Origin of the sequence: Serratia quinivorans (assembly GCF_052113645.1) — a bacterium.
GTDB lineage: Bacteria > Pseudomonadota > Gammaproteobacteria > Enterobacterales > Enterobacteriaceae > Serratia > Serratia quinivorans_B.
The window spans coordinates 116500-141599 of the sequence record NZ_JBIEIU010000007.1 but is presented as its reverse complement, the minus strand read 5'-3'; the positions used below and the strand labels follow the sequence as shown (position 1 = coordinate 141599).

The 25100-nt window shown below is 57.4% G+C and carries 24 protein-coding genes; 3 read left to right on the top strand and 21 right to left on the bottom strand.

The features are described from left to right. Nucleotides 1-58 precede the first annotated feature (58 nt). The 11 genes from sseB to trmJ all read right to left on the bottom strand — a co-directional run bounded on the left by sseB (nt 59) and on the right by trmJ (nt 9159). Nucleotides 59-889, bottom strand: a complete 831-nt coding sequence (gene sseB / locus ACGS9J_RS14690) for an enhanced serine sensitivity protein SseB (protein WP_442231604.1) — start codon at nt 887-889, stop codon at nt 59-61. A 91-nt stretch (nt 890-980) separates the two neighbouring features. Then, nucleotides 981-2276 (bottom strand): aminopeptidase PepB, encoded by a 1296-nt coding sequence (pepB, locus tag ACGS9J_RS14685; protein ID WP_442231603.1) that lies wholly within the window; start codon nt 2274-2276, stop codon nt 981-983. Nucleotides 2277-2521: 245 nt separating this feature from the next. Next, on the bottom strand, nt 2522-2722 hold the full coding sequence (iscX, locus tag ACGS9J_RS14680; RefSeq protein ID WP_020828161.1) for a Fe-S cluster assembly protein IscX: 201 nt from the start codon (nt 2720-2722) through the stop codon (nt 2522-2524). 32 nt (nt 2723-2754) lie between these two features. Next, nucleotides 2755-3090, bottom strand: a complete 336-nt coding sequence (gene fdx / locus ACGS9J_RS14675) for an ISC system 2Fe-2S type ferredoxin (protein WP_442231602.1) — start codon at nt 3088-3090, stop codon at nt 2755-2757. A gap of 2 nt (nt 3091-3092) precedes the next feature. Continuing rightward, on the bottom strand, nt 3093-4943 hold the full coding sequence (hscA, locus tag ACGS9J_RS14670; RefSeq protein ID WP_442231601.1) for a Fe-S protein assembly chaperone HscA: 1851 nt from the start codon (nt 4941-4943) through the stop codon (nt 3093-3095). A 148-nt stretch (nt 4944-5091) separates the two neighbouring features. After that, nucleotides 5092-5613 carry a co-chaperone HscB gene (hscB, locus tag ACGS9J_RS14665; protein ID WP_442231600.1) on the bottom strand — a complete coding sequence of 174 codons (522 nt, stop codon included), beginning with the start codon at nt 5611-5613 and terminating at the stop codon, nt 5092-5094. A 62-nt stretch (nt 5614-5675) separates the two neighbouring features. Beyond that, complete coding sequence (gene iscA, locus ACGS9J_RS14660; protein ID WP_037417508.1) at nt 5676-5999, bottom strand: iron-sulfur cluster assembly protein IscA; 324 nt, start codon at nt 5997-5999, stop codon at nt 5676-5678. A gap of 55 nt (nt 6000-6054) precedes the next feature. After that, on the bottom strand, nt 6055-6441 hold the full coding sequence (gene iscU / locus ACGS9J_RS14655) for a Fe-S cluster assembly scaffold IscU (RefSeq protein WP_012146333.1): 387 nt from the start codon (nt 6439-6441) through the stop codon (nt 6055-6057). Nucleotides 6442-6465: 24 nt separating this feature from the next. Further along, on the bottom strand, nt 6466-7680 hold the full coding sequence (locus ACGS9J_RS14650; protein ID WP_020828165.1) for an IscS subfamily cysteine desulfurase: 1215 nt from the start codon (nt 7678-7680) through the stop codon (nt 6466-6468). Nucleotides 7681-7735: 55 nt separating this feature from the next. Continuing rightward, the gene (gene iscR / locus ACGS9J_RS14645; RefSeq protein ID WP_442231599.1) at nt 7736-8230 is read right to left on the bottom strand and encodes a Fe-S cluster assembly transcriptional regulator IscR; all 495 of its coding nucleotides are present in this window, start codon (nt 8228-8230) and stop codon (nt 7736-7738) included. Between the two features lie 194 nt (nt 8231-8424). After that, a complete protein-coding gene (gene trmJ, locus ACGS9J_RS14640) occupies nt 8425-9159 on the bottom strand; it encodes a tRNA (cytosine(32)/uridine(32)-2'-O)-methyltransferase TrmJ (RefSeq protein ID WP_037417502.1) in 735 nt (244 codons plus the stop codon). 119 nt (nt 9160-9278) lie between these two features. Here trmJ and suhB point away from each other — a divergent pair, with 119 nt between their 5' ends. After that, nucleotides 9279-10082, top strand: coding sequence for an inositol-1-monophosphatase (gene suhB / locus ACGS9J_RS14635; protein ID WP_442231598.1), 804 nt, complete (start codon nt 9279-9281; stop codon nt 10080-10082). 61 nt (nt 10083-10143) lie between these two features. On the opposite strand, the gene ACGS9J_RS14630 is transcribed toward suhB, so the two are convergent. Both ACGS9J_RS14630 and ACGS9J_RS14625 read right to left on the bottom strand, forming a co-directional pair. Next, nucleotides 10144-11166 carry a nickel/cobalt transporter gene (locus ACGS9J_RS14630; RefSeq protein ID WP_442231597.1) on the bottom strand — a complete coding sequence of 341 codons (1023 nt, stop codon included), beginning with the start codon at nt 11164-11166 and terminating at the stop codon, nt 10144-10146. After that, the gene (locus ACGS9J_RS14625; RefSeq protein WP_442231596.1) at nt 11157-11825 is read right to left on the bottom strand and encodes a DUF1007 family protein; all 669 of its coding nucleotides are present in this window, start codon (nt 11823-11825) and stop codon (nt 11157-11159) included. The genes ACGS9J_RS14630 and ACGS9J_RS14625 overlap by 10 nt, the downstream gene beginning before the upstream one ends. Nucleotides 11826-11969: 144 nt before the next feature. Here ACGS9J_RS14625 and csiE point away from each other — a divergent pair, with 144 nt between their 5' ends. Then, nucleotides 11970-13235 carry a stationary phase inducible protein CsiE gene (csiE, locus tag ACGS9J_RS14620; RefSeq protein ID WP_442231595.1) on the top strand — a complete coding sequence of 422 codons (1266 nt, stop codon included), beginning with the start codon at nt 11970-11972 and terminating at the stop codon, nt 13233-13235. Here csiE and ACGS9J_RS14615 read toward each other — a convergent pair. Further along, nucleotides 13232-14383 (bottom strand): 3-phenylpropionate MFS transporter, encoded by a 1152-nt coding sequence (locus tag ACGS9J_RS14615; RefSeq protein ID WP_442231594.1) that lies wholly within the window; start codon nt 14381-14383, stop codon nt 13232-13234. The genes csiE and ACGS9J_RS14615 overlap by 4 nt on opposite strands. A 154-nt stretch (nt 14384-14537) precedes the next feature. After that, on the bottom strand, nt 14538-15791 hold the full coding sequence (gene glyA / locus ACGS9J_RS14610) for a serine hydroxymethyltransferase (protein ID WP_442231593.1): 1254 nt from the start codon (nt 15789-15791) through the stop codon (nt 14538-14540). 362 nt (nt 15792-16153) lie between these two features. Between glyA and hmpA the strand changes: the two genes are divergently transcribed. Then, complete coding sequence (hmpA, locus tag ACGS9J_RS14605) at nt 16154-17344, top strand: NO-inducible flavohemoprotein (protein WP_442231592.1); 1191 nt, start codon at nt 16154-16156, stop codon at nt 17342-17344. 39 nt (nt 17345-17383) lie between these two features. On the opposite strand, the gene ACGS9J_RS14600 is transcribed toward hmpA, so the two are convergent. From ACGS9J_RS14600 to ACGS9J_RS14575, 6 genes are all read right to left on the bottom strand, one after another. Further along, nucleotides 17384-18568 carry a c-type cytochrome gene (locus ACGS9J_RS14600; protein WP_442231591.1) on the bottom strand — a complete coding sequence of 395 codons (1185 nt, stop codon included), beginning with the start codon at nt 18566-18568 and terminating at the stop codon, nt 17384-17386. After that, nucleotides 18565-20475, bottom strand: a complete 1911-nt coding sequence (locus tag ACGS9J_RS14595) for an NAD(P)-binding protein (protein ID WP_442231590.1) — start codon at nt 20473-20475, stop codon at nt 18565-18567. Before ACGS9J_RS14595 ends, ACGS9J_RS14600 begins: the two co-directional genes overlap by 4 nt. 210 nt (nt 20476-20685) lie before the next feature. Beyond that, nucleotides 20686-22110, bottom strand: coding sequence for an aminobutyraldehyde dehydrogenase (patD, locus tag ACGS9J_RS14590; RefSeq protein ID WP_442231589.1), 1425 nt, complete (start codon nt 22108-22110; stop codon nt 20686-20688). Nucleotides 22111-22282: 172 nt separating this feature from the next. Beyond that, the gene (locus ACGS9J_RS14585) at nt 22283-23089 is read right to left on the bottom strand and encodes an ABC transporter permease (RefSeq protein ID WP_012146350.1); all 807 of its coding nucleotides are present in this window, start codon (nt 23087-23089) and stop codon (nt 22283-22285) included. Next, nucleotides 23079-24023, bottom strand: a complete 945-nt coding sequence (locus tag ACGS9J_RS14580) for an ABC transporter permease (RefSeq protein ID WP_442231588.1) — start codon at nt 24021-24023, stop codon at nt 23079-23081. Before ACGS9J_RS14580 ends, ACGS9J_RS14585 begins: the two co-directional genes overlap by 11 nt. A 1-nt stretch (nt 24024) precedes the next feature. Further along, on the bottom strand, nt 24025-25053 hold the full coding sequence (locus ACGS9J_RS14575) for an ABC transporter ATP-binding protein (protein ID WP_442231587.1): 1029 nt from the start codon (nt 25051-25053) through the stop codon (nt 24025-24027). Between the last annotated feature and the right edge of the window lie 47 nt (nt 25054-25100).

The window sequence follows — 25100 nt, the reverse complement described above, 5'->3', positions numbered from 1 at the left end:
TATCCGGCCAGCCTTTCAAGGCTGGCCGCTCTCTTCAACGAACAGTAGCAAAACAGGGCTACTGGGTTTTATCAGTCGAAGGAATGATGTTACGCAGCCAACTGCCCCAGCGACGCTGGTAGAAGGGTTGGGTGTGGGTAATCAGATAATGGCTGACCCCACGTTCCTTTTCCGAAACCAGGCAAAAATCTACCGGCTCGTCATCGGGCGCGGTTTCACTGGCCACGCTCCCCGCCTCATTGATCAGCGCCTCGATCTCCGCCTGTTCGCCATCCACTTCCAGCCCGACCAGCAGATTGGGCTTTTCGTCGACCGCCTGATCGTGCATCAGCGCCAGAAACGCGCGGCGTACCGGTTTGCGTTGGCTGAAAAGTGTGGTCAAAGCATCGACCATCGCCGAGGGATATTCCTCCGGCTGGCCCAACAGGATCTGGGTATCCTTATCGATATAGCGTTCCGCCGGTTTGGCTACCCCACCGGTCGCCAGCAGCATCGCCACTTCTTCAGGATAAAACTCTTTGCCGTACTCGGCTTTCGGGTTGAGGAACAGATCCGCCCCCTGAGTGATCTCGAATAACACCCGCGCCGGCATGGCGATAAACGGTTGTTCGTCCTCAACGGCTTTTTGCAGCGCTTCCACCGAGCTGAAAAACGGGATGATGCTGCCGCCGTCCTGCTTCTCCCAGTGCTGAATGTTCACCGGCGTATCGGCGTTCAAGGTGATGTCGCCGCCATGCTGCACCTGTTCGCTGTCACCGAGGATCAACACCGTAGCGTCGAGCAACTCACGAAAGAATGCCGGACGATGGGCCGGCTCCGTCACCGCCAGCTTCAACAGGCGTTCAAGTTCATTTTCGCCGGTGGCGGCATCGTGATGGTGAGAACTCATGGCAAACTCCAGCAATCAAATAACGGGGCCCAGCATGCTGGGCCCCGACAATAAACGACATTCCAAGCCGCCCGCCAAGGCGGGCAGACCATTATTTGGCTTTGCTCAGCAACAGGTTAGCCAAGGCACGCACGCCCAGGCCGGTCGCGCCGGCAGACCATTGATCTACCGCGCCCTTACGGTAAGTGGCGGAGCAGTCGATGTGCAACCAACCCTGACGGTAGTTTTTCACAAAATGCGACAGGAAGGCGGCCGCGGTGCTGGCACCGGCAGTATAAGCCGGACCGGCCACGTTGTTCAGCTCGGCAAAGTTGGACGGCAGTTGGCTGCGGTGGAACTCAGCCAACGGCAGACGCCAGAAAGGCTCTTGCTCAGCCGCCGCGCTGGTCAGCAGTTCCTGCGCCAGGGCGTCATCGAAGCTGAACAATGCATGGTAGTCGTTACCCACCGCCGTTTTCGCCGCGCCGGTCAGGGTGGCGCAGTCGATGATCAATTCAGGGTTTTGTTCGCAAGCATCGATCAGGCCGTCGGCCAGCACCAGACGCCCTTCCGCATCGGTATTCATCACCTCAACGGTTTTGCCGTTGCGGTAACGGATGATGTCACCCAGTTTGAAGGCGTTACCGCTAACCATGTTATCGGCACAGCAGAGGTACAGTTTCACGCGCTGTTTCAGACCTCGGGCCGCCGCCAGCGCCAGTGCGCCGGTAATGGTGGCCGCACCGCCCATATCCGCTTTCATCGAGTCCATAAAAGCGCTTTGTTTCAGGCTGTAGCCGCCGGTATCAAAGGTAATGCCTTTGCCCACCAGGCAGGCAAACACCGGGGCTTCCGGGTTGCCGGTCGGGTTGAAGTCCAGCGCCAACAGCACCGGTGAACGATCCGAGCCCCGACCCACGGTGTGAATACCGGCATAGTTTTGCTCGCGCAGGTCTTCACCCTTGGTAATACGGTAGCTGACGGCATCACAGCCGACGTCACACATCAGATCAACCGCACGCGTAGCCAGTTGTTCCGGCCCCAGTTCTTCCGCCGGCATATTGATGGTGTCGCGCACCCAGTCAACGATCTTCAGGCGCTGTTCCAGCTCTTTGCGTTCCGCTTCCGGCAGTTCTGCCCATTCGACGCTGCGCTTGCCTTTCGGCCCGCGGAAGCCTTGCCAGAATGCCCAGCTGTTTTCCAGATCCCAGCCTTCACCGGCTAATTTGACGTTTTTGACGCCTTGACCGTCGATCTTGCGGGCGGCACGTTGAATGCCACCCAGTTTGTCGTTGCCGGTCAGATGAATGGTCATTCCTTGATCATCGGTGCTCAGCAGCGCTTTCTCACCCCAACGAGCGTCGGCAGGTTGGTTCGACAGCGTGACCAGCATGAATTCTGTTGTCATAGCCTTCTTACTCCGGATTTCCCCTTCATTTTTCACTCTTCAAAGCAAAATTTATTAGGGATTTTTTTATTGCAAACCCTATGGATTTCAAGTTGCAGCTAGGCATCCAGCGACCTTATCCCCAGGAGCTTACTCAGGTAAGTGACTGGGGTAAGGTCGTGCAGATAACAACGCTGCAGCTTGAAAGGCGACGGGTATGTCGGATACAAAATAAACGGGCCGCCTATGGCAGCCCGTTACGCTATTTACTCCGCTTCATCTAACCAGACCAGCAGGATCGCTTCCAGTATTTTCTCATTGGAAGCCTGTGGATCATCGTCAAAATCTTCCAGATCGCAAATCCACTGATGCATGTCGGTAAAACGTACGGTTTTCGGATCGGTATCCGGATATTGGTCGTACAGGGCTTCGCCGATTTCACGGCTATCGGTCCACTTCAATCCCATTATTATCTCCAGCTCTGCGCCACGACTAGCAATTAATGCTCACGCGCATGGTTAACGGTGTAACGCGGCATTTCGACCACCAAATCTTCGTCGGCCACCAGCGCCTGACAGCTCAAACGGCTTTCCGGCTCCAGACCCCAGGCCTTGTCCAGCATGTCGTCTTCCAGCTCGCTGCTCTCTTCAAGCGAGTCAAAACCTTCGCGCACGATGCAGTGGCAGGTGGTGCAGGCGCAGGATTTCTCGCAGGCGTGCTCAATCTCGATACCGTTGCGCAGCGCAACGTTGAGGATTGACTCCCCGTGTTCGGCTTCCAGTACTGCCCCCTCCGGGCATAAATCTTGATGGGGCAGGAAAACAATTTTAGGCATGATTAAACCTCATCCACAGAATGGCCAGCCAGCGCACGGCGAATGGAAGCATCCATGCGGCGCGCGGCAAAGTCTTGCGTTTGTGCATCTAATGTTTTAATTGCGGCTTCGATAGCGGCAGGATCGGTGCCCTGCGTCGCCTGTTGCAAAGCTTCCACCGCAGCGGCGATCGCCGTACTTTCGGCTTCGCTCAGCAACGCGGCATCGCTGGCCAGTGCGCCCTGCAGGCTTTCCAGCACCCGAGACGCCTCAACCCGCTGTTCTGCCAGCTTACGTGCGCCGACATCGCTCTGCGCATTGGCCATCGAGTCTTTGATCATACCGGCGATTTCGGCGTCGGAAAGGCCATACGACGGTTTAACCTGAATCGAAGCCTCAACGCCGGTGGATTTCTCCATCGCGGTAACGCTCAACAGACCGTCGGCATCCACCTGGAAAGTGACGCGAATGTGCGCGCCACCGGCAGGCAGCGGCGGCAAACCACGCAGCGAGAAACGCGCCAGCGAACGGCAATCCTGCACCAGCTCGCGCTCGCCCTGCAGCACGTGGATCATCATCGCGCTTTGGCCGTCTTTAAAGGTGGTGAATTCCTGCGCGCGCGCCACCGGAATGGTGGTGTTGCGCGGGATCACTTTCTCGACCAGACCGCCCATGGTTTCCAGCCCAAGCGACAGTGGGATCACGTCCAGCAGCAACATGTCGCTGTCCGGCTTGTTACCCACCAGAATATCGGCCTGAATCGCGGCACCGATGGCGACCACTTTATCGGGATCAATCGAGGTCAACGGCGTGCGGCCAAAGAACGTGCCCACCTGCTCACGCACCAATGGCACGCGAGTGGAACCACCAACCATCACCACTTCCAGCACCTCTTCGGCGCTGACGCCCGCATCTTTCAACGCGCGACGGCAAGCCATCAGGGTGCGTTTAACCAGAGTGGCGATCAACGTCTCGAACTGCGCACGCGTCACTTCGCCCTGCCAGCCGGCCACTGCAACGCTGACGCTGTCGGCATCGCTCAGTGCAACCTTGGCGGCGATGGCCGCGTCCAGTAACTGGCGCTGAACGCCGTGATCGCTGCGATCGGCCACACCGGCCTGTTCACGCAGCCAGTCGGCCAGCAAATGGTCAAAGTCGTCGCCGCCCAGCGCGGAATCGCCGCCGGTGGCCAACACTTCGAACACCCCACGACTCAGCCGCAGAATGGAAATATCAAAGGTGCCGCCGCCCAGATCGTAAACCGCGATGATGCCTTCCTGCCCGGAATCCAGGCCGTAGGCAATCGCCGCCGCCGTGGGTTCGTTCAGCAGGCGCAGCACGTGCAGCCCGGCCAGACGCGCAGCGTCTTTGGTGCCCTGGCGCTGTGCATCGTCAAAATAAGCGGGAACGGTGATCACCACGCCATCGAGATCCCCTTCCAGCGCGGTTTGCGCGCGTTCGGCAAGTGCTCGGAGGATATCGGCGGAAACGCCTACCGGGTTAACCGGACCGGCAGCGGTGAGGATCATCGGCAAGCCGTTGTCGCTGGCCTGGAACTGGTACGGCAGGTTCGGGTAACGCTGCTGTACGTCGGCCAATGAACGGCCCATCATGCGTTTGATTGAGCTGATGGTGTTGGCGGGATCCTGCGCTGCCTGCCGGCGCGCATCCCAACCGACACGCAAGGTGTCAGCCTGATAGTGCACCACTGAGGGCAGCAAGTCGCGCCCCTGGGCATCGGTCAGCGTTTCCGCTTGCCCGCTGCGCACCGTGGCGACCAGAGAATTGGTGGTGCCTAAATCAATACCGGCAGCCAGACGACGCTGGTGCGGCGCGGCGCTGAGGCCGGGCTCGCTAATTTGTAATAAGGCCATATTGAAGCTTCCACAATCAAAACGTGTACCCGTCGCCTTTCAAGTTACAGCGTTGTTAGCTGCACTCGCTCACTCCGGTTACTTACTTAAGTAAGCGCCCGGGGTGAGCGAGCTGGCCGCCTAGCTGTAACTCGAAATTCATAGGGTTTTACTCAAAACCCAGCAGTTTTTCTTCGAGTTGTTCAACCTGTTGCTGGAGTTTGTCCAAAAAGCGCAGCTTACGCACGGTATCGGCGGCATCAACCCATTGCTGGTTATCCAGTTGCTGCACCATCAGCGCAGTGCGCTGTTTGACCGTCTCGTTCACCCGCGCGCCAAAACCGGCCAGCAGGCTTTCCGCCTCCGCTTTGCGCTCAATGGCGTCGAGCTCTTCGCGTAATTCCAGCTGTTCCATCAGGAACGCGGTATCCCGCAGGGTATGCTGCTCGTTGCCCAAATCAAAACCGTGCAAAGATAACATATACTCTGCGCGTTTTAATGGGTGCTTCAGCGTTTGGTAGGCTTCATTGATAGTCGCCGCCTGTTGCAACGCCATCAGACGTTCGCGTTCCGGCTGGAGAGCATTGCGATCGGGATGGAATTGACGCTGCAGATCCTGATAGCGAGATGCAAGCAGGCTGCCGTCCACAAGATAGCGAACTGGCAGCCCGAATAAAGTAAAGTAATCCATAGCGTGCTCTGGGCTTTATCGGATGAAGTTCCCCCGCGTCGGCGGGGGAGCTCGATGGACTGTCAGACGTTGAAACTTTCGCCGCAGCCGCATTCGCTTGAGACATTGGGGTTGTTGAACTTGAAGCCTTCGTTCAGGCCTTCCTTAACGAAATCAAGCTCGGTGCCGTCAAGGTAGACCAGGCTCTTGCCGTCAATGATCACCTTAACGCCTTTGTTTTCAAAAACGATATCGTCATCGTTCATTTCGTCAACAAATTCCAGCACGTACGCCATCCCCGAGCAGCCGGAGGTTCTCACCCCCAGACGCAGGCCAAGGCCTTTGCCACGGTTATCCATAAATGCCTGAACACGCTGCGCAGCGCTGTCGCTCATGGTAATTGACATCACAACCTCACACTTCAAAGCCCAACCAAGGCTGGGCTAACTGACTCAAAAATAATTACTTGGCGCTATGTTTGCTCTTGTAGTCGGCAATCGCTGCTTTAATGGCGTCTTCCGCCAGGATAGAGCAGTGAATTTTTACCGGCGGTAATTCCAGTTCTTCGGCGATCTGGGTGTTTTTGATCGCTTCGGCCTGATCAAGAGATTTGCCTTTCATCCATTCGGTCACCAGCGAGCTGGAAGCGATGGCGGAACCGCAGCCGTAAGTCTTGAAACGCGCGTCTTCAATGATGCCTTCATTGTTGACCTTGATTTGCAGCTTCATGACGTCGCCACAAGCCGGTGCGCCAACCATGCCGCTGCCGACGCTAGGATCTTCGTTGTCGAACGAACCCACGTTACGCGGGTTTTCATAGTGATCGATTACTTTTTCGCTGTAAGCCATGACCTTGCTCCTGAATCCTGAGAATTAATGATGTGCCCATTCGATGCTGTTGATATCCACGCCCTGCTTGAACATGTCCCACAGTGGAGACAGGTCGCGCAGACGGCCAATGGATTTACGCACCAGCTGAATGGTGTAATCGATCTCTTCTTCCGTGGTGAAACGCCCCAGAGAGAAACGGATCGAGCTATGCGCCAACTCGTCGGTCATGCCCAACGCGCGCAGCACGTAAGATGGCTCAAGGCTAGCGGAGGTACAGGCGGAACCTGAAGAGACGGCAAGGTCTTTCAGCGCCATGATCAGCGATTCACCTTCAACATAGTTGAAGCTGACATTCAGAATGTTAGGAACGCCGTGTTCCAGATCGCCGTTCAGATACACTTCTTCCATATCTTTCACGCCGTTCCACAGGCGGTCACGCAGCGTACGCAGGCGCGCCATTTCCGTCGGCATTTCTTCTTTGGCGATGCGGTAGGCTTCACCCATACCGGCAATCTGATGCACAGGCAGAGTGCCAGAACGCATACCGCGCTCATGACCGCCACCGTGGATCTGGGCTTCGATACGAATACGCGGTTTACGACGCACGTACAGCGCACCAATGCCTTTCGGGCCATAAATCTTGTGGCCGGAGAACGACATCAGATCGACTTTCAGCTTGCTCAGATCGATAGGCAGTTTGCCCACGCTCTGGGTCGCATCAACGTGGTAGATGATACCGCGCGCACGGCACATTTCGCCGATGGCTTCGATATCCTGCACCACGCCGATTTCGTTGTTCACGTGCATGATCGAAACCAGAATGGTGTCGTCGCGCATCGCGGCTTCGAGGGCCTGCAGGCTAATGATACCGTTGCTCTGCGGTGCCAGATAGGTCACTTCAAAGCCTTCACGCTCGAGCTGACGACAGGTGTCCAGCACGGCTTTGTGTTCGGTTTTGCTGGTGATGATGTGCTTGCCTTTCTTTTGATAGAAATTGGCAGCGCCTTTAATCGCCAGGTTGTCGGATTCGGTTGCTCCGGAAGTGAACACGATTTCGCGCGGGTCAGCGCCAACCAGTTCAGCAATTTGGTTACGGGCGATATCTACCGCTTCTTCCGCCTGCCACCCGAAACGGTGGGAACGGGAAGCCGGGTTACCGAAAGTCCCGTCCAGAGTCAAAAACTGCATCATTTTCTCAGCGACGCGCGGATCAACCGGCGTCGTTGCTGAGTAATCCAGATAAATCGGTAATTTCATTGCTCTTGTGCTCCGTACATCACTTCCAAAAACTAAAAAAAGTATCGCCAGCTGCTTATGCGCGCAGATTAACGTTGATAGTTTCTTGCTGACGACCGTTGGCCGTGCGACGGGTATCGTTGTTTTGACGGTCCGCCACCACCAGCACTTCCTGGTTGTTCACCAGTTCAGCCAGCGTAATGTTGTTCAGGAACCCGCTGATGCGCTCGCTCAGATCGCGCCACAGGGTGTGGGTCAGGCAGCGATCGCCACCCTGACAGCCTTCTTTACCCTGGCAACGGGTTGCATCTACCGATTCATCGACGGCGGTGATAACAGCACCAACGGCAATCTCACTCGCGTCTTTGCCCAGCAGATAACCACCGCCCGGTCCGCGCACGCTGGCCACCAGGCCATTTTTACGCAGACGGGAGAATAATTGTTCCAGATAAGAGAGCGAGATACCTTGGCGCTCAGAAATATCCGCCAGAGGTACGGGCCCTTCCTGGGAGTGCAATGCCACGTCAAGCATTGCGGTTACGGCATAACGGCCTTTAGATGTCAGTCTCATAGCTAAGTGGTTACCTGTTGGTCAAACATGGCCGAAAGTCTGACATTCCCGAGTAAATCAGTCAACTATTTAACCTAGTAATTTACTCAAGTATTAGCACATTTTGAACTTAGCAATTCAAAATGCATATAAAATACATGTTATAACCCTTGGATAACTAATACTATTGCCCTGAACCCTCAGACCCCATCAAATTAATTACCTTGATGTTTGTCCTGTTTCTCTATCGACGTCAGCATGCCGCGCAGGATATTCAGCTCTTGAGCTTCCGGCCGCGCACGGGTGAATAAACGGCGTAAACGACTCATCACCTGCCCCGGATGGGACGGACGAATAAAGCCGCTGTGCTGCAGCGTTTGTTCCAGGTGCTGATAAAAACGTTCGAGGTCGTCCACCAGCGGATACGGCGTCTCTTCCAACGGCGGCACACCCGCCTGTTGGCGATCGAGGTAGGCCACACGCACTTCATAGGCCAGGATTTGCACCGCCATCGCCAGATTCAGCGAGCTGTAATCCGGGTTGGCAGGAATGGCGACGTGATAATGGCACTTTTGCAGTTCGTCATTGGTCAGACCGACACGTTCACGGCCGAATACCAGCGCCACCGGCGCATGTTCGCCTTCGTGCACAGCGCGCACGCCGCATTCACGCGGTTCCAGCATCGGCCACGGCAAGGTGCGTGAACGTGCGCTGGTGCCCACCACCAGACTACAGCCGGCAATGGCGTCGTCCAGGGTATCAACGATAGTGGCGTTGCCGATCACGTCGCTGGCGCCAGCGGCCAGGGCGATCGCCTGAGAATCGGGCTTTATCAGTGGATTAACCAGATAAAGGTTGGTTAAACCCATGGTTTTCATGGCTCTGGCGGTCGAGCCCATGTTGCCGGTATGAGAGGTTTCTACCAGAACAATGCGGATGTTATGCAGCATACAAACTCTGAGCGTAGCGGAAAATCACAGCATCTTAACACAGCCGTAGGCATTTTACCGAACACCTGCTATACTTCGCGCCGTTTCCTGTTCTTTAACATCCTAGTTGGAAGATACCCATGCATCCGATGCTGACGATCGCCGTGCGCGCTGCGCGCAAGGCCGGTAACCTGATTGCCAAAAACTACGAAACCCCGGACGCTGTAGAAGCGAGCCAGAAAGGGACCAATGACTTTGTCACTAACGTCGATCGCGATGCAGAGCATCTGATCATCGAAGTCATTCGCAAGTCCTATCCGCAACATACTATTGTTACCGAAGAACGCGGCGAATTAGTCGGCGAAGATAAAGACGTGCAATGGGTGATCGATCCACTGGATGGCACATCAAACTTCATCAAACGTTTCCCACACTTCTCAGTTTCCATCGCCGTACGCATTAAAGGCCGTACTGAAGTGGCTGTGGTTTACGATCCAATGCGCAACGAACTGTTCACCGCGACTCGCGGTCAGGGCGCACAGCTCAACGGTTACCGTCTGCGCGGCACCAACGCCAAAGACCTGGATGGCACCATCCTGGCAACCGGCTTCCCGTTCAAAGTGAAGCAGCACGCGACACCTTACATCAACGTGGTTGGCAAACTGTTCACTCAGTGTGCCGACTTCCGCCGTACCGGTTCTGCCGCACTGGATCTGGCCTACGTGGCTGCCGGCCGCGTGGACGGTTTCTTCGAAATTGGCCTGAAGCCATGGGATTTCGCCGCGGGTGAACTGCTGGTGCGCGAATCTGGCGGCCTGGTGACCGACTTTGTTGGCGGCCACAACCACTTCAGCTCCGGCAACGTAGTCGCCGGTAACCCACGCGTAGTGAAAGCCATGCTTTCCACCATGCGTGAGGAACTGAGCGAAGCGCTGAAGCGTTAATCGCGAAGTGAATGAATAAAGAAAAAGCGCTGCAATCATTGCAGCGCTTTTTTTATGCCTGTCAGCGGGAGAAAGGCCGGATGCCGCCACCAAATTCCGGCTGAGCGCTGACGTACAACAGCAAGCCGGCGAACAGCAGGATCAAGCCACCGGCCAGCGCCAGCGAGCCCCAGGCGACCGCCCCCCAGGCAGCGGGCGCACGTGAACGGCTGAGCCGCACTGCCAGCCGACGGCTGTAATGCACCAGCAACGCCAACAACGAGATAGTCAGCGAAGTCCCCAACGCCATTGCCAACGCCGAAATAACCCCCCAGAAGAAAACGCCAATCACCTTGGAAAACAGCAATACCAGTATCGCCCCCGAGCAGGGCCGCATCCCCATTGCCAACACAATGGCAGCCTGCGTACGCCAGTCGCTGCCGGCCTGCAGTTCACTGTCGCTCGGCAAATGTCGATGACCGCAACCACAATGTTCGCTGTGGACGTGATCCGCCGGCAAGGGTTGCAGGCGGTTGATACGCAGTGCGGGCGCCGGACGCATGGCTTTCACCGCGTGATACAAGCGCTTCACCGCGCGCCAGCTCAGTAACACCCCGAGCAGCATCACCAGAATAAAACTGCCCTTCTCCAACCAGAAACTGCTCTGGTGCAACTGTCGGGATGACAATTGCAATACCACCAGCATCAGCGTCACCAGGGCTATCGCCACCCCGCCCTGCACCAGCGAAGCGGCAAAGGTCAGTTTCAGGCTGCTTTTCAGCCGCGCCGGATGGGTGGCCAGGTAGGTAGCGATCACCACTTTGCCGTGACCGGGGCCGAGCGCATGCAACACGCCGTAGCTCAGGCTGAACAGCATCAGGGCCAATCCGGCTTGCTGCGGCGCCGCTTTGACCTGCTGCAACAGGCCGGCCATCTGCAGGTGCAATCCTTTTTGCCACACCACGCTTTGCAGCAGCAACTGCGGCCAATAGTGCCACGCCAGCTGGGCGCCCAACGCCAGCAACAGCGCGAACAGCAGCAGCGGCCACAGGCTGAAAGCCCAGTGCCGCTTACGCGTGGCAGGCTGGCTGAGGTTTATTGACATTGCAGGCTGACCCTCTGCGCAAACTGTTGTCCCAGTTCCATATCTTCACCGGGTGAATCGTTCTTATCGAGGGATAACGCATAAGCCTGCAAGGAGGAGTTCGGTTTTGGCGTCATCAGTTTGAACTGGCACTGGGCTGCCATCTCCGGCGGCAAATGCAGCGCCGTTTTGTCTTTATAGGTCATATCAACAAAATAGGTCGGATCGTAGGTGGATATCTCAAACGGCTTGCCCGCCAGCGGCTGCGGTTCGGCCAGCGGCAACACAAACTCCAGCACCGCCTGATGCCCCTGGCGCGACAGGTGATATTCCGTCGGCAAGTTCAGGTATTTCACCCGCTTGCCGTCGCGGTACACGTCGGTGAAATAGTGCTGGCCAAGGACGTTGGCCATGACCTGCGCCGCCAACTTTTTCCACACTTCCGAATCGTCTTTGGCGTTCTGCGCATCGTAGAGCAGATCCGCCGAGGTGATTTCATCCATAACCCAAACCATTTTCAAGCCAACCAGCTGTTGATCCTTGGCCACGAAAGTGGTGTTCATATCAATAAAGCTGTGTGGGTGAGCGACAGCACCGGCGCTGAACAGCGTTAAAAAACCGACCAGAATAAATCGTAGCTTCATCATCAAACGATACTCATTATTGTTATAAAGTAACATCAACCAATCTTAAACCACCGCCATTGCAGCCAATAATTGTGACGAAAGTTGTAAGCCGAAGTAAAACCGAGTGCTGTAGCCGCGCCGCGCATCGCCTTTTGCTATGCTTATTCATAATTTAAACGTTACCCACCAGAAGGTGATATGAGCCTGGACACCTCTCCCGTGCCTGAGCTCTCCGGTCAACAGCGACGCTGCCATCTGTTATTGATGCTGTATGCGCCGGTGCCCGCAGTACAACTGGAGACTATCAGCCAAATTAATGGCGTCGCCCCTCCCATCACCCGGCAAGATATAGCCGAGGTTGCCAGTGAAATCCAGCGTTTCCATCACCTGGAAATCGACGGCAATCCCGACGAAGGCTACCGGATCAGGGGAAGCGCGCTCAACCAACGCCTCTGCCTGCTCCACTGGCTGCGACGGGCGCTGCGCTGCAGCCCGGAATTTATCGAACGCCATTTTTCTCTCTGGCTTCAGCAGGCGCTGGGGCCAAGCCGCGATCTGACACCGCAGTTGGAACAGTGCATCAGCGAATGTGAAGCGTTAATCAATCGCAGCTTTGATCAGCGTGATCGTCAATTCCTGCAGCACTACCTGCGCTACTGTGCCTGGGAAAGTCAGCGCCAGCGACACCCCAACTTCAGCCCCCTTCAGCGCGACTGGCTGCATCAGAAACCGGAGCATCAGGCGGCCAGTTGGCTGCATCACTCACTGAATCGGCTCTTTACCCTGCAGCCCGAGGCCAGCGAAAGCGACTTTCTGGTGCTGATGTTCACCATGCTGAAAAATCACAGCTACCACAGCAACGACTCGGCGGAAGATCTGCGGCTAATGGTTGCGATTGAAAATGTGGTCGAGCGATTTCAGCAGATCTCCGGCATGACCTTCAGCAGTAAAGAGGATTTGATCAGCCAGCTGTTTGCCCATCTGGCACCGGCGGTGGAACGCTGTCGCTTTGAGATTGGCATCGACAACATGCTGTTGGAAGAGGTCGAGCGTAAGTACCCGCGTTTGATGCGTACCGCTCAGGAAGCACTGGCGCCGCTCGAACAGGAATACGGCATTCATTTTTCCAGTGAGGAAGCGGGACTGGTCGCCATCAGCTTCGGCGCCTGGTTGATGCAGGGCAATGCGCTGCAGGAAAAACAGGTGCTGTTGTTGACGCTGGACAACCCGCAGTTGGAAGAGGAAGTGGAATATCAGATCCGCGAATTAACGCTGCTGCCGTTGAACATCAAATATCTGCCGCTGCGCGACTATCTGCGTTCCGGTGCGCCGCAGGGCGTCACCTTGGTGATCACCCCTTATGCCGCGGAACACGGTGAGCCGCAGCCACCGCTGATTTACACCGAATTACCCTTAGAGCGCCAGCAACGCAAAGCCATTCGTGCGCTGCTGGAAACCTCTTAACGGCTGTCGCTGACCACCACTGCCGGCGGACGAATAAACAGTGCCGGCAACGCCACCGCCGCCATCACCCAGAATACCCCGCCCTGCAGATGCTCAAACAGGAAGCCGGCAATCACCGTCATAATCGCAATACCGCCCCCCATTGCCAGCGCCGAGTAGACCGCCTGCAACCGGATCACTTCCGGCCCCTTGCGCGCGGCGACAAAACGCATAGCCGCCAGATGGCAAACGGTGAAGGTGCCGCAATGCAGAATTTGGATCACCAGCAGCCATCCCAGTTCGGTGCTGGTCGCCATCAGGCTCCAACGCAGCACGCCGCAGCAGGCGGAAAGCAACAGCAGATTGCGCGCATTCCAACGGCGGAACAGGAAATTGCTGCTGGCGAAAATAATCACCTCAGCCACCACGCCCAGCGACCACAGGTAACCAATGGTCGAAGCCGAATAGCCCGCTTCCTGCCAATAGATCGAGCCAAAGCTGTAATAGCCGGCGTGCGCGCCCTGCAACAGGGTGACACACAGCAGGAAACGCCAGACCGGCCCTTCTTTGAGCATCTCCCACAATGAACGATCGGCCTCGCTGTGGCTGCGCGCTTCGCCCTGCGGCATCACGCTCGGTTTCAGCATCATGCCCAACAGCATCGCCAATATGCTGATGATCAGGCTGTAAAGGATCGCGTTATGGCCCCAGACGGAGACCATCTGCCCGGTCAACGCCGAACCAATCACGAACGCCAGCGAGCCCCACAGCCTGACCCGACCGTAATCCATGGTGATTTGTTTTTGCCAGGTGGCGGCCAGCGCGTCGGTCAGCGGCACCAGTGGTGAGAAGAACAGGTTGAAGCCGGCAATCACCAGCATCAGCCAGCCCCACCCGTTGCCGAAGCAGAACCCGATAGCGAAAGCCAACGTCAGCAATGCCAACAGGCGCAATGCCGTCACCAGATGAGAGGGATCTTTTACCCGGGGAGCAATCAGCAAACTGCCGAGGAAACGTGCAACCAGCCCGGCGCCGAGCAGAATACCGATAGTTTCAGGCGGTATGCCCTCGCCTTTTAACCAAACGCCCCAAAAGGGTAAGAAAATGCCATAAGAAAAGAAGTAGGTGAAATAACTGAGAGCGAGCCAACGCGTTGATTGCAGAACCATGATCCCTCCGGTGTGAGGGCGATACTTTGACAGAGGTCACACTGGCTAGCAATGCACATTCAGGGCTGAGGCTACAGAGTGCTAGGCAGTTCACAGTTTGCCGTAAACAGGCATTAAAAAACCCGCCGAAGCGGGTTCTTAACAGAAAGCGGAATTATGCGTAAACCGGCAGGCGGGCGCAGATATCCAACACTTTCTTCTTGGTGCGTTCGATGGTGGCTTCATCATTGATGTTGTCCAACACGTCGCAGATCCAGCCGGCCAGCTCACGCACTTCGGCTTGTTTGAAGCCGCGGCGAGTGACTGCCGGCGTACCGATACGCACACCGGAGGTGACGAACGGGCTCTTGGGATCGTTTGGCACGCTGTTCTTGTTCACGGTGATGTTGGCGCGGCCCAGGGCGGCGTCAGCTTCTTTACCGGTCAGGTTCTTATCAACCAGATCCAGCAGGAACAGGTGGTTATGGGTGCCACCGGAAACCACTTTGTAGCCGCGCTCCAGGAACACTTCCACCATCGCTTTGGCGTTATCGGCCACTTGCTGCTGATAGATTTTGAACTCAGGCTCCATCGCTTCTTTCAGCGCTACCGCTTTACCGGCAATCACGTGCATCAGCGGGCCGCCCTGGCCGCCAGGGAACACGGCAGAGTTCAGTTTTTTGTACAGATCTTCATCACCGCCTTTCGCCAGGATCAGGCCGCCACGCGGACCCGCCAGGGTTTTGTGGGTGGTGGTAGTCACGATGTGTGCGTGTGGAACCGGGTTCGGATAAACGCCGGCGGCGATCAGGCCCGCAACGTGCGCCATGTCTACGAACAGGTAGGCACCGATGCTGTCAGCGATTTCACGCATTTTTGCCCAGTCAACGATACCGGAGAAGGCAGAGAAGCCGCCGATGATCATTTTTGGCTTGTGAGTCTGCGCCTGCTTGGCCAGATCTTCGTAATCGATTTGGCCCTTATCGTCGATGCCGTAAGGCACCACGTTATACAGTTTGCCGGACAGGTTAACCGGAGAACCGTGGGTCAGGTGGCCGCCGTGCGCCAGGTTCATCCCCAAAATGGTGTCACCCGGCTGCAGCAGCGCGGTGTAAACGGCGAAGTTGGCCTGGGAGCCGGAGTGCGGCTGTACGTTGGCGTAATCGGCACCGAACAGCTCTTTGGCACGGTCGATAGCCAGTTGCTCAACGATATCCACGTATTCGCAGCCGCCGTAATAACGCTTGCCCGGATAACCTTCAGCGTATTTGTTGGTCAACTGGGAACCCTGGGCCTGCATGACGCGCGGGCTGGTGTAGTTCTCAGACGCAATCAGCTCAATGTGCTCTTCCTGACGCACCACTTCTTGCTCCATTGCACGCCACAGTTCGGCATCGTAATCAGCAATGTTCATTTCACGCTTTAACATCCGGCTTCTCCTGACTTAAATCAGCTAACTAAAAAATCACCCGGTTGGGTTCTGGGCCACAGTGTAAACTGTTTCCCCCCACCGAGGATAGGTCTTGACAGAGGTTTTTACGCAAACGATTGGCATTAGGCACGGCAAGGCTTTGATCCGATAAATTCCCCCATTCGGCAACGGACTTTTACTCATGCCGAGAATGCGGTTTTTTCATGTTCTGTGAGCGAGATCGCCGCATGACGACCCCGCAATAAAAACAGGGGTATTTACAGCCGCGGCAGAAACCGCTAGGATGCGTTTAAACCAAAAGATGCATCTGAAATGCATCATTAGATTATTCCAATAATGACCGACCAAGGAGCGTTACCATGCTGGATAGCCAAACCATCGCCACCGTAAAATCTACTATTCCCCTGCTGGCCGCTACCGGACCGAAACTGACCGCCCATTTCTACGATCGCATGTTCGAGCACAATCCCGAGCTAAAGGATGTGTTCAATATGAACAATCAGCGCAATGGCGATCAGCGTCAGGCGCTGTTCGACGCGATCTGCGCTTATGCCGCGAATATCGAAAACCTGGCGGCGCTGCTGCCGGCGGTGGAACGCATTGCCCAGAAGCACACCAGCCTGAATATTCAGCCGGATCAATATCAGATTGTCGGTGGCCATTTGCTGGCGACCCTGGACGAGATGTTCAGCCCGGGTCAGGAAGTGTTGGATGCCTGGGGCAAAGCCTATGGCGTTTTGGCGGATGTGTTTATCCAGCGTGAAGGTCAGATTTATCAGGCCAGTGAAACCGCCGATGGCGGCTGGCGCGATCTGCGTGCTTTCCGCATCGTCAAAAAACAGCCGCAGAGCGAGGTGATTTGCAGCTTCGTACTGGCGCCAGTTGACGGTGGCCGGGTGATCGACTTCAAACCGGGGCAATACCTGGCGATCTACATCAATCACGACAGCATGGAAAATCAGGAAATTCGCCAATACTCACTGACCACCGCCCCTAACGGCGAATACTATCGCATCGCGGTGAAGCGTGAAGATCAGGGCAAGGTTTCGAACTTCCTGCATCAGCAGGCCAAAGAAGGCGATGTGATTTACCTCGCCCCACCGCACGGGGATTTCTTCCTCGAAGCGCAGCCGGACACGCCAGTGGCATTGATCTCCGCCGGCGTTGGCCAGACACCAATGCTCGGCATGCTCAATACCCTGCACGATAACCAACACCAGGCGGACGTGCACTGGCTGCACGCGGCGGAAAACGGCAGCGTTCACGCCTTTGCCAATGAAGTGGCGGATATCGCCGGGCGCATGCCGAACCTGAGCCGTCACGTGTGGTACAACCAACCGGGTGCCAACGACGTGGAAGGCCGCGACTACCAGAGCCGTGGCCTGATGAACCTCAGCGCCCTGCGCGACAGCCTCAGCACGCCGCAGATGCATTACTATTTCTGTGGGCCGGTGCCGTTTATGCAGTCTGTGGGTAAGCAATTACTGGAGATGGGCGTGAGCGCCGATCGCATCCACTACGAATGCTTCGGCCCGCATAAGGTTCTGTAATTGAAATGGGGCGCGGCCGGTACATGCCGCGCCCTTTTGTTATTTCTCCGCCAGCTTGCGCGTCTCCTGCACCTGCTGCGCCGTGACCGGTGCCGCCTGATTCCCCCAACTGCCTCGCAAATAGCTCATCAGATCGGCAGCCTGCTGGTCGTTCAACGCCCAGGCGTAACCCGGCATGGCGATCGCAGTAGCCTGTTGGGTGATTGGCGTATGCGCCCCTTCCAGCACCACGCGCAGCGCGGTGATCGGATTATCTGCCGTCACCGTCGCATTCCCCGCCAGCGCCGGAATGGTGTTATCGCTGCCCTCGCCCTTATTGCCATGACAGGTTGAACAGTACATGGCATAGCTGCGCTGTCCCTGCGGGTTGCCGGTGGCTACCGCCGTCACTTTCTCCGCCTGCGGTTTTTCTGCCGCCAGGCTGTGCAGATAGGTGGCAATGGCATTCAGATCGCCGTCGCTAAGATACTGCGTACTGTGGCTTACCACTTCGCTCATCGGCCCGGAAACCGCCGCGTGTTGGCTGCGCCCGGTTTTCAACAGGGCGACCACCTCATCCTGTTTCAGCCCACGCAACCCGGAAGCGTACCAGCCGTCCAGCTCGGCACCGCTCAGGAAGGCCGGCTCTTTGCTGTCCAGACCTTTTTCCTGCATCGCCCAGCCACGCGGCGTATGGCAACTGCCACAGTGCCCCGCCCCCTGAACCAAATAGGCGCCGCGATTCCACTCGGCGCTCTGGCCGTGGTCAGGCTGGTAAGGCGTATCGTCATGGAACAGCTGATTCCATACCGCCAGCGGCCAGCGCATCGACAACGGCCAACTGATGTCACTGGCGCGGTTGGCGGTATTCTGCGCCGGCACTTCCTTCATCAGGTAGTCATACAGCGCGCGCATATCTTCCGCATTCATTTTGGCGTAAGAGGTGTAAGGCATTGCCGGGTAAAGCCGGTGGCCGTCTTTGGCGATCCCCTGGCGCATGGCCCGGTCAAACTCGTCAAAAGAATAAGCGCCGATACCCTGCTGTTTGTCCGGCGTAATATTGGTGGCGTAAATATTGCCCAGCGGGGTCGGGAACTTCATGCCGCCGGCAAACAAGGCGCCACCCGGCGCGGTATGACAGGCGGTACAGTCACCGGCCTTCGCCACGTATTCCCCGGCCGACATCGCCTGGGCCGAACCGCCCGCCGCCAGTAAGGTCAGCAAATACAGTGAACGCATTTTCATGCTCCCTCCTTTGCGGCTACCTGGCCAAAAGCCAGCTCATTGACCGCACGCCATGCCTGGTCGATCGCCGAGTTGGCGTACGGGCTCCAGTCTGAATCCGAGTTGGCAATCACGATTTTGCCGATCGGCTGGCGCGCCGTCTCAATGATTTTCTGCGCCTCGTCCTCGTCGTCAAACAGCCCGTTGAGGAAGTAGGAATAACCGTGCGACCAGCGGTTGACGGTGATGGCTTCAATATCCCGCTGATGATCGAAACCGGCTGAGCCCAACATGCCCTGCAATTGTTCGCGGATCATCTGCTCATGCACTTCAAACGGCGTGCCCAGCAGCAATGCGCGGCCTTTCCGTGACTGCTCACGCGGGCTGAGTCCGCTGCCCGCCAACGTCGGCACATAGACCATATGCAAGCCAATCGGCTGGTTGGGATCGCGTGGGTGCTGATAGCCGCCCATGCTCACCGGATAATCCAGCTTCACGCGGCAATAAGGCGCGGTTGGGGAATAAACTTCATGCACGCCCAGCTTGATGAACGACTGCCAGTTGCGGATCACCACTTTGCTGTACACCAGCGGCGACTTCACGTTCTGCTTCAGCGCCTCTTGCTGTTCGGTCGACATTTCCGGCACCAGGTACGGGATCATCATGTTATACCCGGCCATCACCACCTGCCCGGCGCGCACTTTGGTCATTTTCTCACCGGTCATATAGGTCACTTCAACCTTGTCGCCAACGTTGGCCGCGTGCAATCCGGTGCTGTTCAATCGCAGTTTTACCGGCGAATCGGCCCGGTCAAGCTGGCTGTAATCGAACCTGGCGAGGACGATGTCATTCATGTCTTTGCCGCCCGGTGAGACCGCCGGGATCAAATGGCGCACCATCAGACGCGTCAGGGTGGCGTTGCCATCCGGGAAATGGAACACGTAAGGATCGTCGAGATCCGCCTGCGACTCTTCGTCCAGCGGCGGCAAGTTCATGCCGTTCAGACCCGGCAGGTCGCAAATACGGGCGTCGCTGCACGAAGTGGCGTCGATGCCCACCGCCTGGAAATCACTGGTGGTTTGCTGGAAATAGCGGATCGCCATTTCGCTCAAGCCCACCTTTTCACGCAGGAATTCGGTGTAGCTGTGCTTGTCGAGCCATTCGCTTTTCTGCTCCTGACTCATCTCCGGCAGGTAGTCTTTATCCACCGTGTGCAGCTCAATCAGCGCCTGGCGGTCACTTTCGGGCAGCGGGAAATCACCGATAAAGGCTTCGTAGGAGCGGCCGTTGAGACGGTCATGCGGAATATCGTCCGCCACCATGCGCCCAGGATCGCCGCTCACCACTTTGTCGACGCCAAAGTTTTTACGATCGAAATAGACGCCGCGACTCAGGTTCAGGTTCGGGTAGAAGGTGGTATCGAAAGCCTTTTCCAGGTTATCGATGCTGACGCCCAGCTTTTTCAATAAACCCATCGCCACCGGGCTAAAGTTGGAACGCGGCGACTGCAGCGACTCGCTGCCGCCATAGCCAAGAATGGTGCCGTTCTCACTGCTGAACTCATTGCGCTTGGCGTGGCCACCGAAGTCATCGTGATTATCGATCAGCAAAATACGCTGCTGCTGCCCCTTCATTTGTTGCCAGAAACAGGCCGCAGCCAACCCGCTGATCCCGGCGCCGACCACCACCAAATCGAACTCTTCCGTCGCCGGTACGGCGGCAAAATCGAAGGCCCTGCCGTCACGCCCCAATTGATGCGCATGCTCAAATGAGCCGGGATGGTTGCCCCGCAGCCCGGTCAGCGTCGGCGGATAATAGAGGGTTTGATTGGCGGTTTGCGGCGATGCCCGCAGGATCTGCATCGGCGTTAACCCGGCAGCGATAGTGATCGCCACCCCATTAAGAAAATCGCGTCGGGTGATACCCATAATTGGCTTCCTTTCAGTTTTCCCCGTCGTATTTAAAGCTACAGCGTTGTTACCTGCACTTGCTCACCCCAGTAACTTGACTTTAGTAAGCGCCTGGGGATGAGCAAGCTGGCCGCCTAGCTGTAGCTTCAAATCCATAGGGGATATTATTATCAAGCCAGTAGTCACCAGCCTGAAAGCCGCGTTATTTTGCAGATAAAACCTGATGAATCAATGTTTAAACATCACATGGCGGATAGCGGTGTAATCTTCCAGGCCGTACATCGACATATCCTTGCCGTAACCGGACAGCTTTTGGCCGCCGTGCGGCATCTCGCTCACCAGCATGAAGTGGGTATTCACCCAGGTGCAGCCATACTGCAGACGGGCGCTTAAACGGTGTGCCCGGCCGACGTCGCGGGTCCACAGCGACGACGCCAGGCCATACTGTGACTCGTTGGCCCAGGCCAACACCTGCGCCTCATCGTCAAACGAAGTGACGGTCACCACCGGGCCGAACACTTCGCGCTGCACAATCTCATCTTCCTGACGCGCCCCGGCCAGCAGCGTTGGCTGGAAATAGTAACCCGGCCCGTTCACCCGTTCACCGCCGGTCACCACCTGCACATGCGGCAGCGCCTTGGCTCGCTCCACAAAACCCACCACCCGCTCCAGATGCTGGGCGGTGATCAACGGGCCCAGCTCGCTGTCTGGATCTTCCGGCGGGCCTATCTTCAGGCTGCTAATAGCCTCACCCAAGGCCTTCACCAACTGCGGGTAAATGCCTTTTTGCGCATAAATCCGGCAGGCGGCGGTGCAATCCTGGCCGGCGTTGTAGAAACCAAAGCTACGAATGCCCTCCACCACTTGCTGCAGATCGGCATCGTCAAACACCAGCACCGGTGCCTTACCCCCCAGCTCCATATGGGTACGTTTAATGCCGGGTGCGGTATGGGCAATGATGTGTTCGCCGGTGGCGATTGACCCGGTCAGCGACACCATGCGCACTTTGTCATGTCCGGTCAGCCGATCGCCGACGCTGGCACCACGGCCAAACAATACGTTGAACACCCCCGGCGGAAACAGGCCGGCGGCCAACTCGGCCAGCTTAAAAGTCGTCAGCGGAGTTTGCTCCGATGGCTTCAGCACCACACAGTTACCCGCCGCCAACGCCGGGGCCAGCTTCCACGCCGCCATCATCAGCGGGTAGTTCCAGGGGGCGATCGAGGCGATCACGCCCAGCGGATCGCGGCGGATCATCGACGTGTACCCGGCCAGATACTCACCGGCCGCCAGCCCGCTCAGGCAACGGCTGGCCCCGGCGAAAAAGCGGAAAACGTCAGCCACGCCCGGCAGTTCGTCATTCAGTACGCAGTGATAGGGTTTGCCGCAGTTAAGCGATTCCAGGCGGGCAAAGGTTTCCGCATGGCTGTCGATCAGATCCGCCAGCTTCAGCAGGTATTCTGCCCGCTCCTTCGGTGTGGTCTGCCCCCATTCGGCAAACGCAGCGTCGGCCGCCAGCACCGCCTGATCGACCTGCTCTGCACTGGCTTCAGCCACCTGTACCACCACCTCTCCGGTTGCCGGGTTATACACCGGCAACAACGCGCCCTGGCCGGTAACCAGTTGGCCGTTAATCAACAGTTGGCTTTGCATATAGACGAACCCCTCAGTTATTTATTTTTAGCGACATGATCCCTTTCCCCAATGGATTTCAAGTTGCAGCCAGGCGGCAAGAGCGTAAATCCCCCAGAGCTTATACAAAATAAGTGACTGGGGTTTACGCTCGCAGCCAACAACGCTGCAGCTTGAAAGACGAAGTGGAAAGTTATTTGCCGCTGCCGGCGACGCTTTCGCCACCCTTGGTCAGGTAATAGGCCCCCAGAATCGGGATCATGGTCAGCAACATCACCGACAGCGCCACCACGTTGGTGATCGGCACGTCGCGCGGGCGACCGAGCTGGTTCAGCAGCCACAGCGGCAGCGTGCGCTCATGCCCGGCGGTGAAAGTGGTGACGATGATTTCATCAAACGACAACGCGAACGCCAGCATGCCCCCGGCCAGCAGCGCCGAGCCGAGGTTGGGCAGCATCACGTAGCGGAAGGTCTGCCAGCCGTCGGCACCGAGGTCCATAGAGGCCTCAATCAGGCTATGAGAGGTACGGCGGAAACGGGCAATCACGTTGTTGAACACGATCACCACGCAGAAAGTGGCATGGCCGATCACTATCGTCAGCACCCCCGGCTCGATATTCAGCGCTTTGAATGCCGCCAACAGCGCCAGGCCGGTGACGATGCCCGGCAGCGCGATCGGCAACAGCAGCAACAGCGAAATGCTGTCTTTGCCGAAGAAATCACGTCGGTACAGGGCCGCAGCCGCCAGCGTGCCCAGCACCAGCGCCACGGCGGTGGCCAGCGCGGCAATCTGCGCGGAAAGCAGCATCGCATCGATAATGTCCTGCCGCCCGGCGGCAACGCTGAACCAATGCAGCGTGAAACCCTTCGGCGGGAAGCTGAACGCCGCATCCTCGGTGTTAAAGGCGTAGATGGCGATAATCGCCAGCGGGAAATGCAGGAAAATCAGTCCGCCCCAGGCAGCCAGTTTTAGCCCTAATGGCGCGCGTTCAGAGTGCATCGAAGGCCCCCAGACGTTTCACAATGGAAAGATAAATCGCGATCAGCACGATCGGCACCAGGGTAAAGGCGGCAGCCATCGGCATATTGCCGATCGCCCCTTGCTGGGCGTACACCATGCTGCCGATAAAGTAGCCCGGCGGCCCCACCAGCTGCGGCACGATAAAGTCCCCCAGCGTCAGCGAGAAGGTGAAGATGGATCCGGCGGCGATCCCCGGCACCGCCAGCGGCAGGATCACGTAGCGAAAAGTCTGCGCCGGTCGCGCGCCCAGATCCGCCGATGCGTGCAACAGCGAAGGAGGTAAACGTTCCAGCGCCGCCTGGATCGGCAGGATCATGAACGGCAGCCAGATATAAACAAACACCAGAAAACGGCCCAACCCGGAGGTGGACAGCGTGTTGCCCCCGACGCCCGGCACGGTCAGGATCGTCGCCAGCACCGGCTCCAGCCCCAGATGCTGCAAGAACCACTGCGCCACGCCATCCTTCGCCAGCAGCAGCGTCCAGGCATAGGCCTTGACGATATAACTGGCCCACATCGGCATCATCACCGCAATGTAAAAGAACGCTTTGGTGCGGCCACTGGTGTAGCGCGCCATATAATAGGCAATCGGAAACGCCAGCACCGCGCTGGCCAGGGACACCAGTATCGCCATCGTCAGCGTACGCAGAATGATGTCGTAATTGGCCGGATTGAACAGCGCCCGCAGGTTATCGAAGGTCAGATCCGGCGTCACCGTCATGGTGAAGTCGTCGAAGGTGTAGAAACCCTGCCACAGCAGCGTCAGCAGTGAGCCGAGGTACACCGCGCCAAACCACAGCAGCGGCGGCACCAGTAACAGCAGCAGGTAGAGCGTCGGCCGGCGATAAAGGTAGGTCGACAGGGTGCGCAAGGTACCGCGGCGCGGCGCGGGATAATCGATGCTCATTTCCATCTCACCTCGCCTCCAGCAATGGCACCATCGCCTCGCGCGACCAACAGGCGGTGACCGGTTGGCCGATCAGATGTTGCTGCCCGTCGACGTGCCACTGCGGATTCGCCTGGCTGACCAGCAGTTTTTCACCGCTGTTCAAGGCAATTTCATAGCGCGTCGCCGCCCCCTGATAATGGATCTCTTGCAACGTCCCCTGCACCTGGATTTCACCCTGCGCCGCACCGGCCTGATCCGCTAAGCGAATATGCTCGGGACGGATCGAGAAAGTGGCCGCCTGCCCCAACAACCGCTGTGCCAAATCGCTGCGCACCACGTTAGAGGTCCCGACAAACTCGGCGACAAACGGCGTCTTCGGGCGCATGTAAAGCTCGCGCGGCGCGTCAACCTGTTCGATGCGGCCATTGTTGAACACCGCGACCCGATCGGACATCGACAACGCTTCGCTCTGATCGTGGGTGACGAAAATAAAGGTGATGCCAAGCTGGCGCTGCAGCTTTTTCAACTCCCCCTGCATCTGCTCGCGCAGCTTGAGATCCAGCGCGCCGAGGGGTTCATCCAACAGCAGCACCCGCGGCCGATTGACCAGTGCGCGAGCCAGGGCGACACGCTGCCGCTGGCCACCGGAAAGGTGCGCCGGCTTGCGTTCGGCAACAAACCCCAGCGCCACGCTGTCCAGCGCTTCTTGCGCACGCACCAACCGCTCACGCTTGGCGACGCCTTTAACCATCAGCCCGTAGGCGACGTTTTCCAGCACCGACATGTGCGGGAACAGTGCGTAATCCTGGAAAACGGTATTCACGTCGCGCTGATACGGCGGCAAATTGGCCGCCTCCTGCCCGTGAATGCGGATCGAACCGGCGCTGAGCTGTTCAAAGCCGGCGATCAATCGCAGGCAAGTGGTTTTCCCCGAACCGGAAGGCCCGAGCATGGAGAAGAATTCCCCGTCCTGTATTTCGATAGAAACCCGGTCCACGGCACGAACCTCGCCGAAGCTCCGCGATACATCGATAAATTGCACGGCAATGGTCATGATCTGCGCTCCTGAAAGGCATTAATCGGGCGTAGCAGGCTACGCCC

What these genes read in the sequence shown, in the direction of transcription:
- hmpA (WP_442231592.1), top strand. Translation starts at nt 16,154, where the DNA reads ATGCTGGATAGCCAAACCATCGCCACCGTAAAATCTACTATTCCCCTG.
- iscU (WP_012146333.1), bottom strand. Translation starts at nt 6,441, where the DNA reads ATGGCTTACAGCGAAAAAGTAATCGATCACTATGAAAACCCGCGTAAC.
- ACGS9J_RS14615 (WP_442231594.1), bottom strand. Translation starts at nt 14,383, where the DNA reads ATGGTTCTGCAATCAACGCGTTGGCTCGCTCTCAGTTATTTCACCTAC.
- iscR (WP_442231599.1), bottom strand. Translation starts at nt 8,230, where the DNA reads ATGAGACTGACATCTAAAGGCCGTTATGCCGTAACCGCAATGCTTGAC.
- fdx (WP_442231602.1), bottom strand. Translation starts at nt 3,090, where the DNA reads ATGCCTAAAATTGTTTTCCTGCCCCATCAAGATTTATGCCCGGAGGGG.
- ACGS9J_RS14600 (WP_442231591.1), bottom strand. Translation starts at nt 18,568, where the DNA reads ATGAAAATGCGTTCACTGTATTTGCTGACCTTACTGGCGGCGGGCGGT.
- glyA (WP_442231593.1), bottom strand. Translation starts at nt 15,791, where the DNA reads ATGTTAAAGCGTGAAATGAACATTGCTGATTACGATGCCGAACTGTGG.
- csiE (WP_442231595.1), top strand. Translation starts at nt 11,970, where the DNA reads ATGAGCCTGGACACCTCTCCCGTGCCTGAGCTCTCCGGTCAACAGCGA.
- suhB (WP_442231598.1), top strand. Translation starts at nt 9,279, where the DNA reads ATGCATCCGATGCTGACGATCGCCGTGCGCGCTGCGCGCAAGGCCGGT.
- ACGS9J_RS14575 (WP_442231587.1), bottom strand. Translation starts at nt 25,053, where the DNA reads ATGACCATTGCCGTGCAATTTATCGATGTATCGCGGAGCTTCGGCGAG.
- ACGS9J_RS14580 (WP_442231588.1), bottom strand. Translation starts at nt 24,023, where the DNA reads ATGGAAATGAGCATCGATTATCCCGCGCCGCGCCGCGGTACCTTGCGC.
- ACGS9J_RS14595 (WP_442231590.1), bottom strand. Translation starts at nt 20,475, where the DNA reads ATGGGTATCACCCGACGCGATTTTCTTAATGGGGTGGCGATCACTATC.
- ACGS9J_RS14625 (WP_442231596.1), bottom strand. Translation starts at nt 11,825, where the DNA reads ATGTTACTTTATAACAATAATGAGTATCGTTTGATGATGAAGCTACGA.
- ACGS9J_RS14630 (WP_442231597.1), bottom strand. Translation starts at nt 11,166, where the DNA reads ATGTCAATAAACCTCAGCCAGCCTGCCACGCGTAAGCGGCACTGGGCT.
- hscA (WP_442231601.1), bottom strand. Translation starts at nt 4,943, where the DNA reads ATGGCCTTATTACAAATTAGCGAGCCCGGCCTCAGCGCCGCGCCGCAC.
- patD (WP_442231589.1), bottom strand. Translation starts at nt 22,110, where the DNA reads ATGCAAAGCCAACTGTTGATTAACGGCCAACTGGTTACCGGCCAGGGC.
- iscA (WP_037417508.1), bottom strand. Translation starts at nt 5,999, where the DNA reads ATGTCAATTACCATGAGCGACAGCGCTGCGCAGCGTGTTCAGGCATTT.
- ACGS9J_RS14650 (WP_020828165.1), bottom strand. Translation starts at nt 7,680, where the DNA reads ATGAAATTACCGATTTATCTGGATTACTCAGCAACGACGCCGGTTGAT.
- pepB (WP_442231603.1), bottom strand. Translation starts at nt 2,276, where the DNA reads ATGACAACAGAATTCATGCTGGTCACGCTGTCGAACCAACCTGCCGAC.
- trmJ (WP_037417502.1), bottom strand. Translation starts at nt 9,159, where the DNA reads ATGCTGCATAACATCCGCATTGTTCTGGTAGAAACCTCTCATACCGGC.
- sseB (WP_442231604.1), bottom strand. Translation starts at nt 889, where the DNA reads ATGAGTTCTCACCATCACGATGCCGCCACCGGCGAAAATGAACTTGAA.
- iscX (WP_020828161.1), bottom strand. Translation starts at nt 2,722, where the DNA reads ATGGGATTGAAGTGGACCGATAGCCGTGAAATCGGCGAAGCCCTGTAC.
- hscB (WP_442231600.1), bottom strand. Translation starts at nt 5,613, where the DNA reads ATGGATTACTTTACTTTATTCGGGCTGCCAGTTCGCTATCTTGTGGAC.
- ACGS9J_RS14585 (WP_012146350.1), bottom strand. Translation starts at nt 23,089, where the DNA reads ATGCACTCTGAACGCGCGCCATTAGGGCTAAAACTGGCTGCCTGGGGC.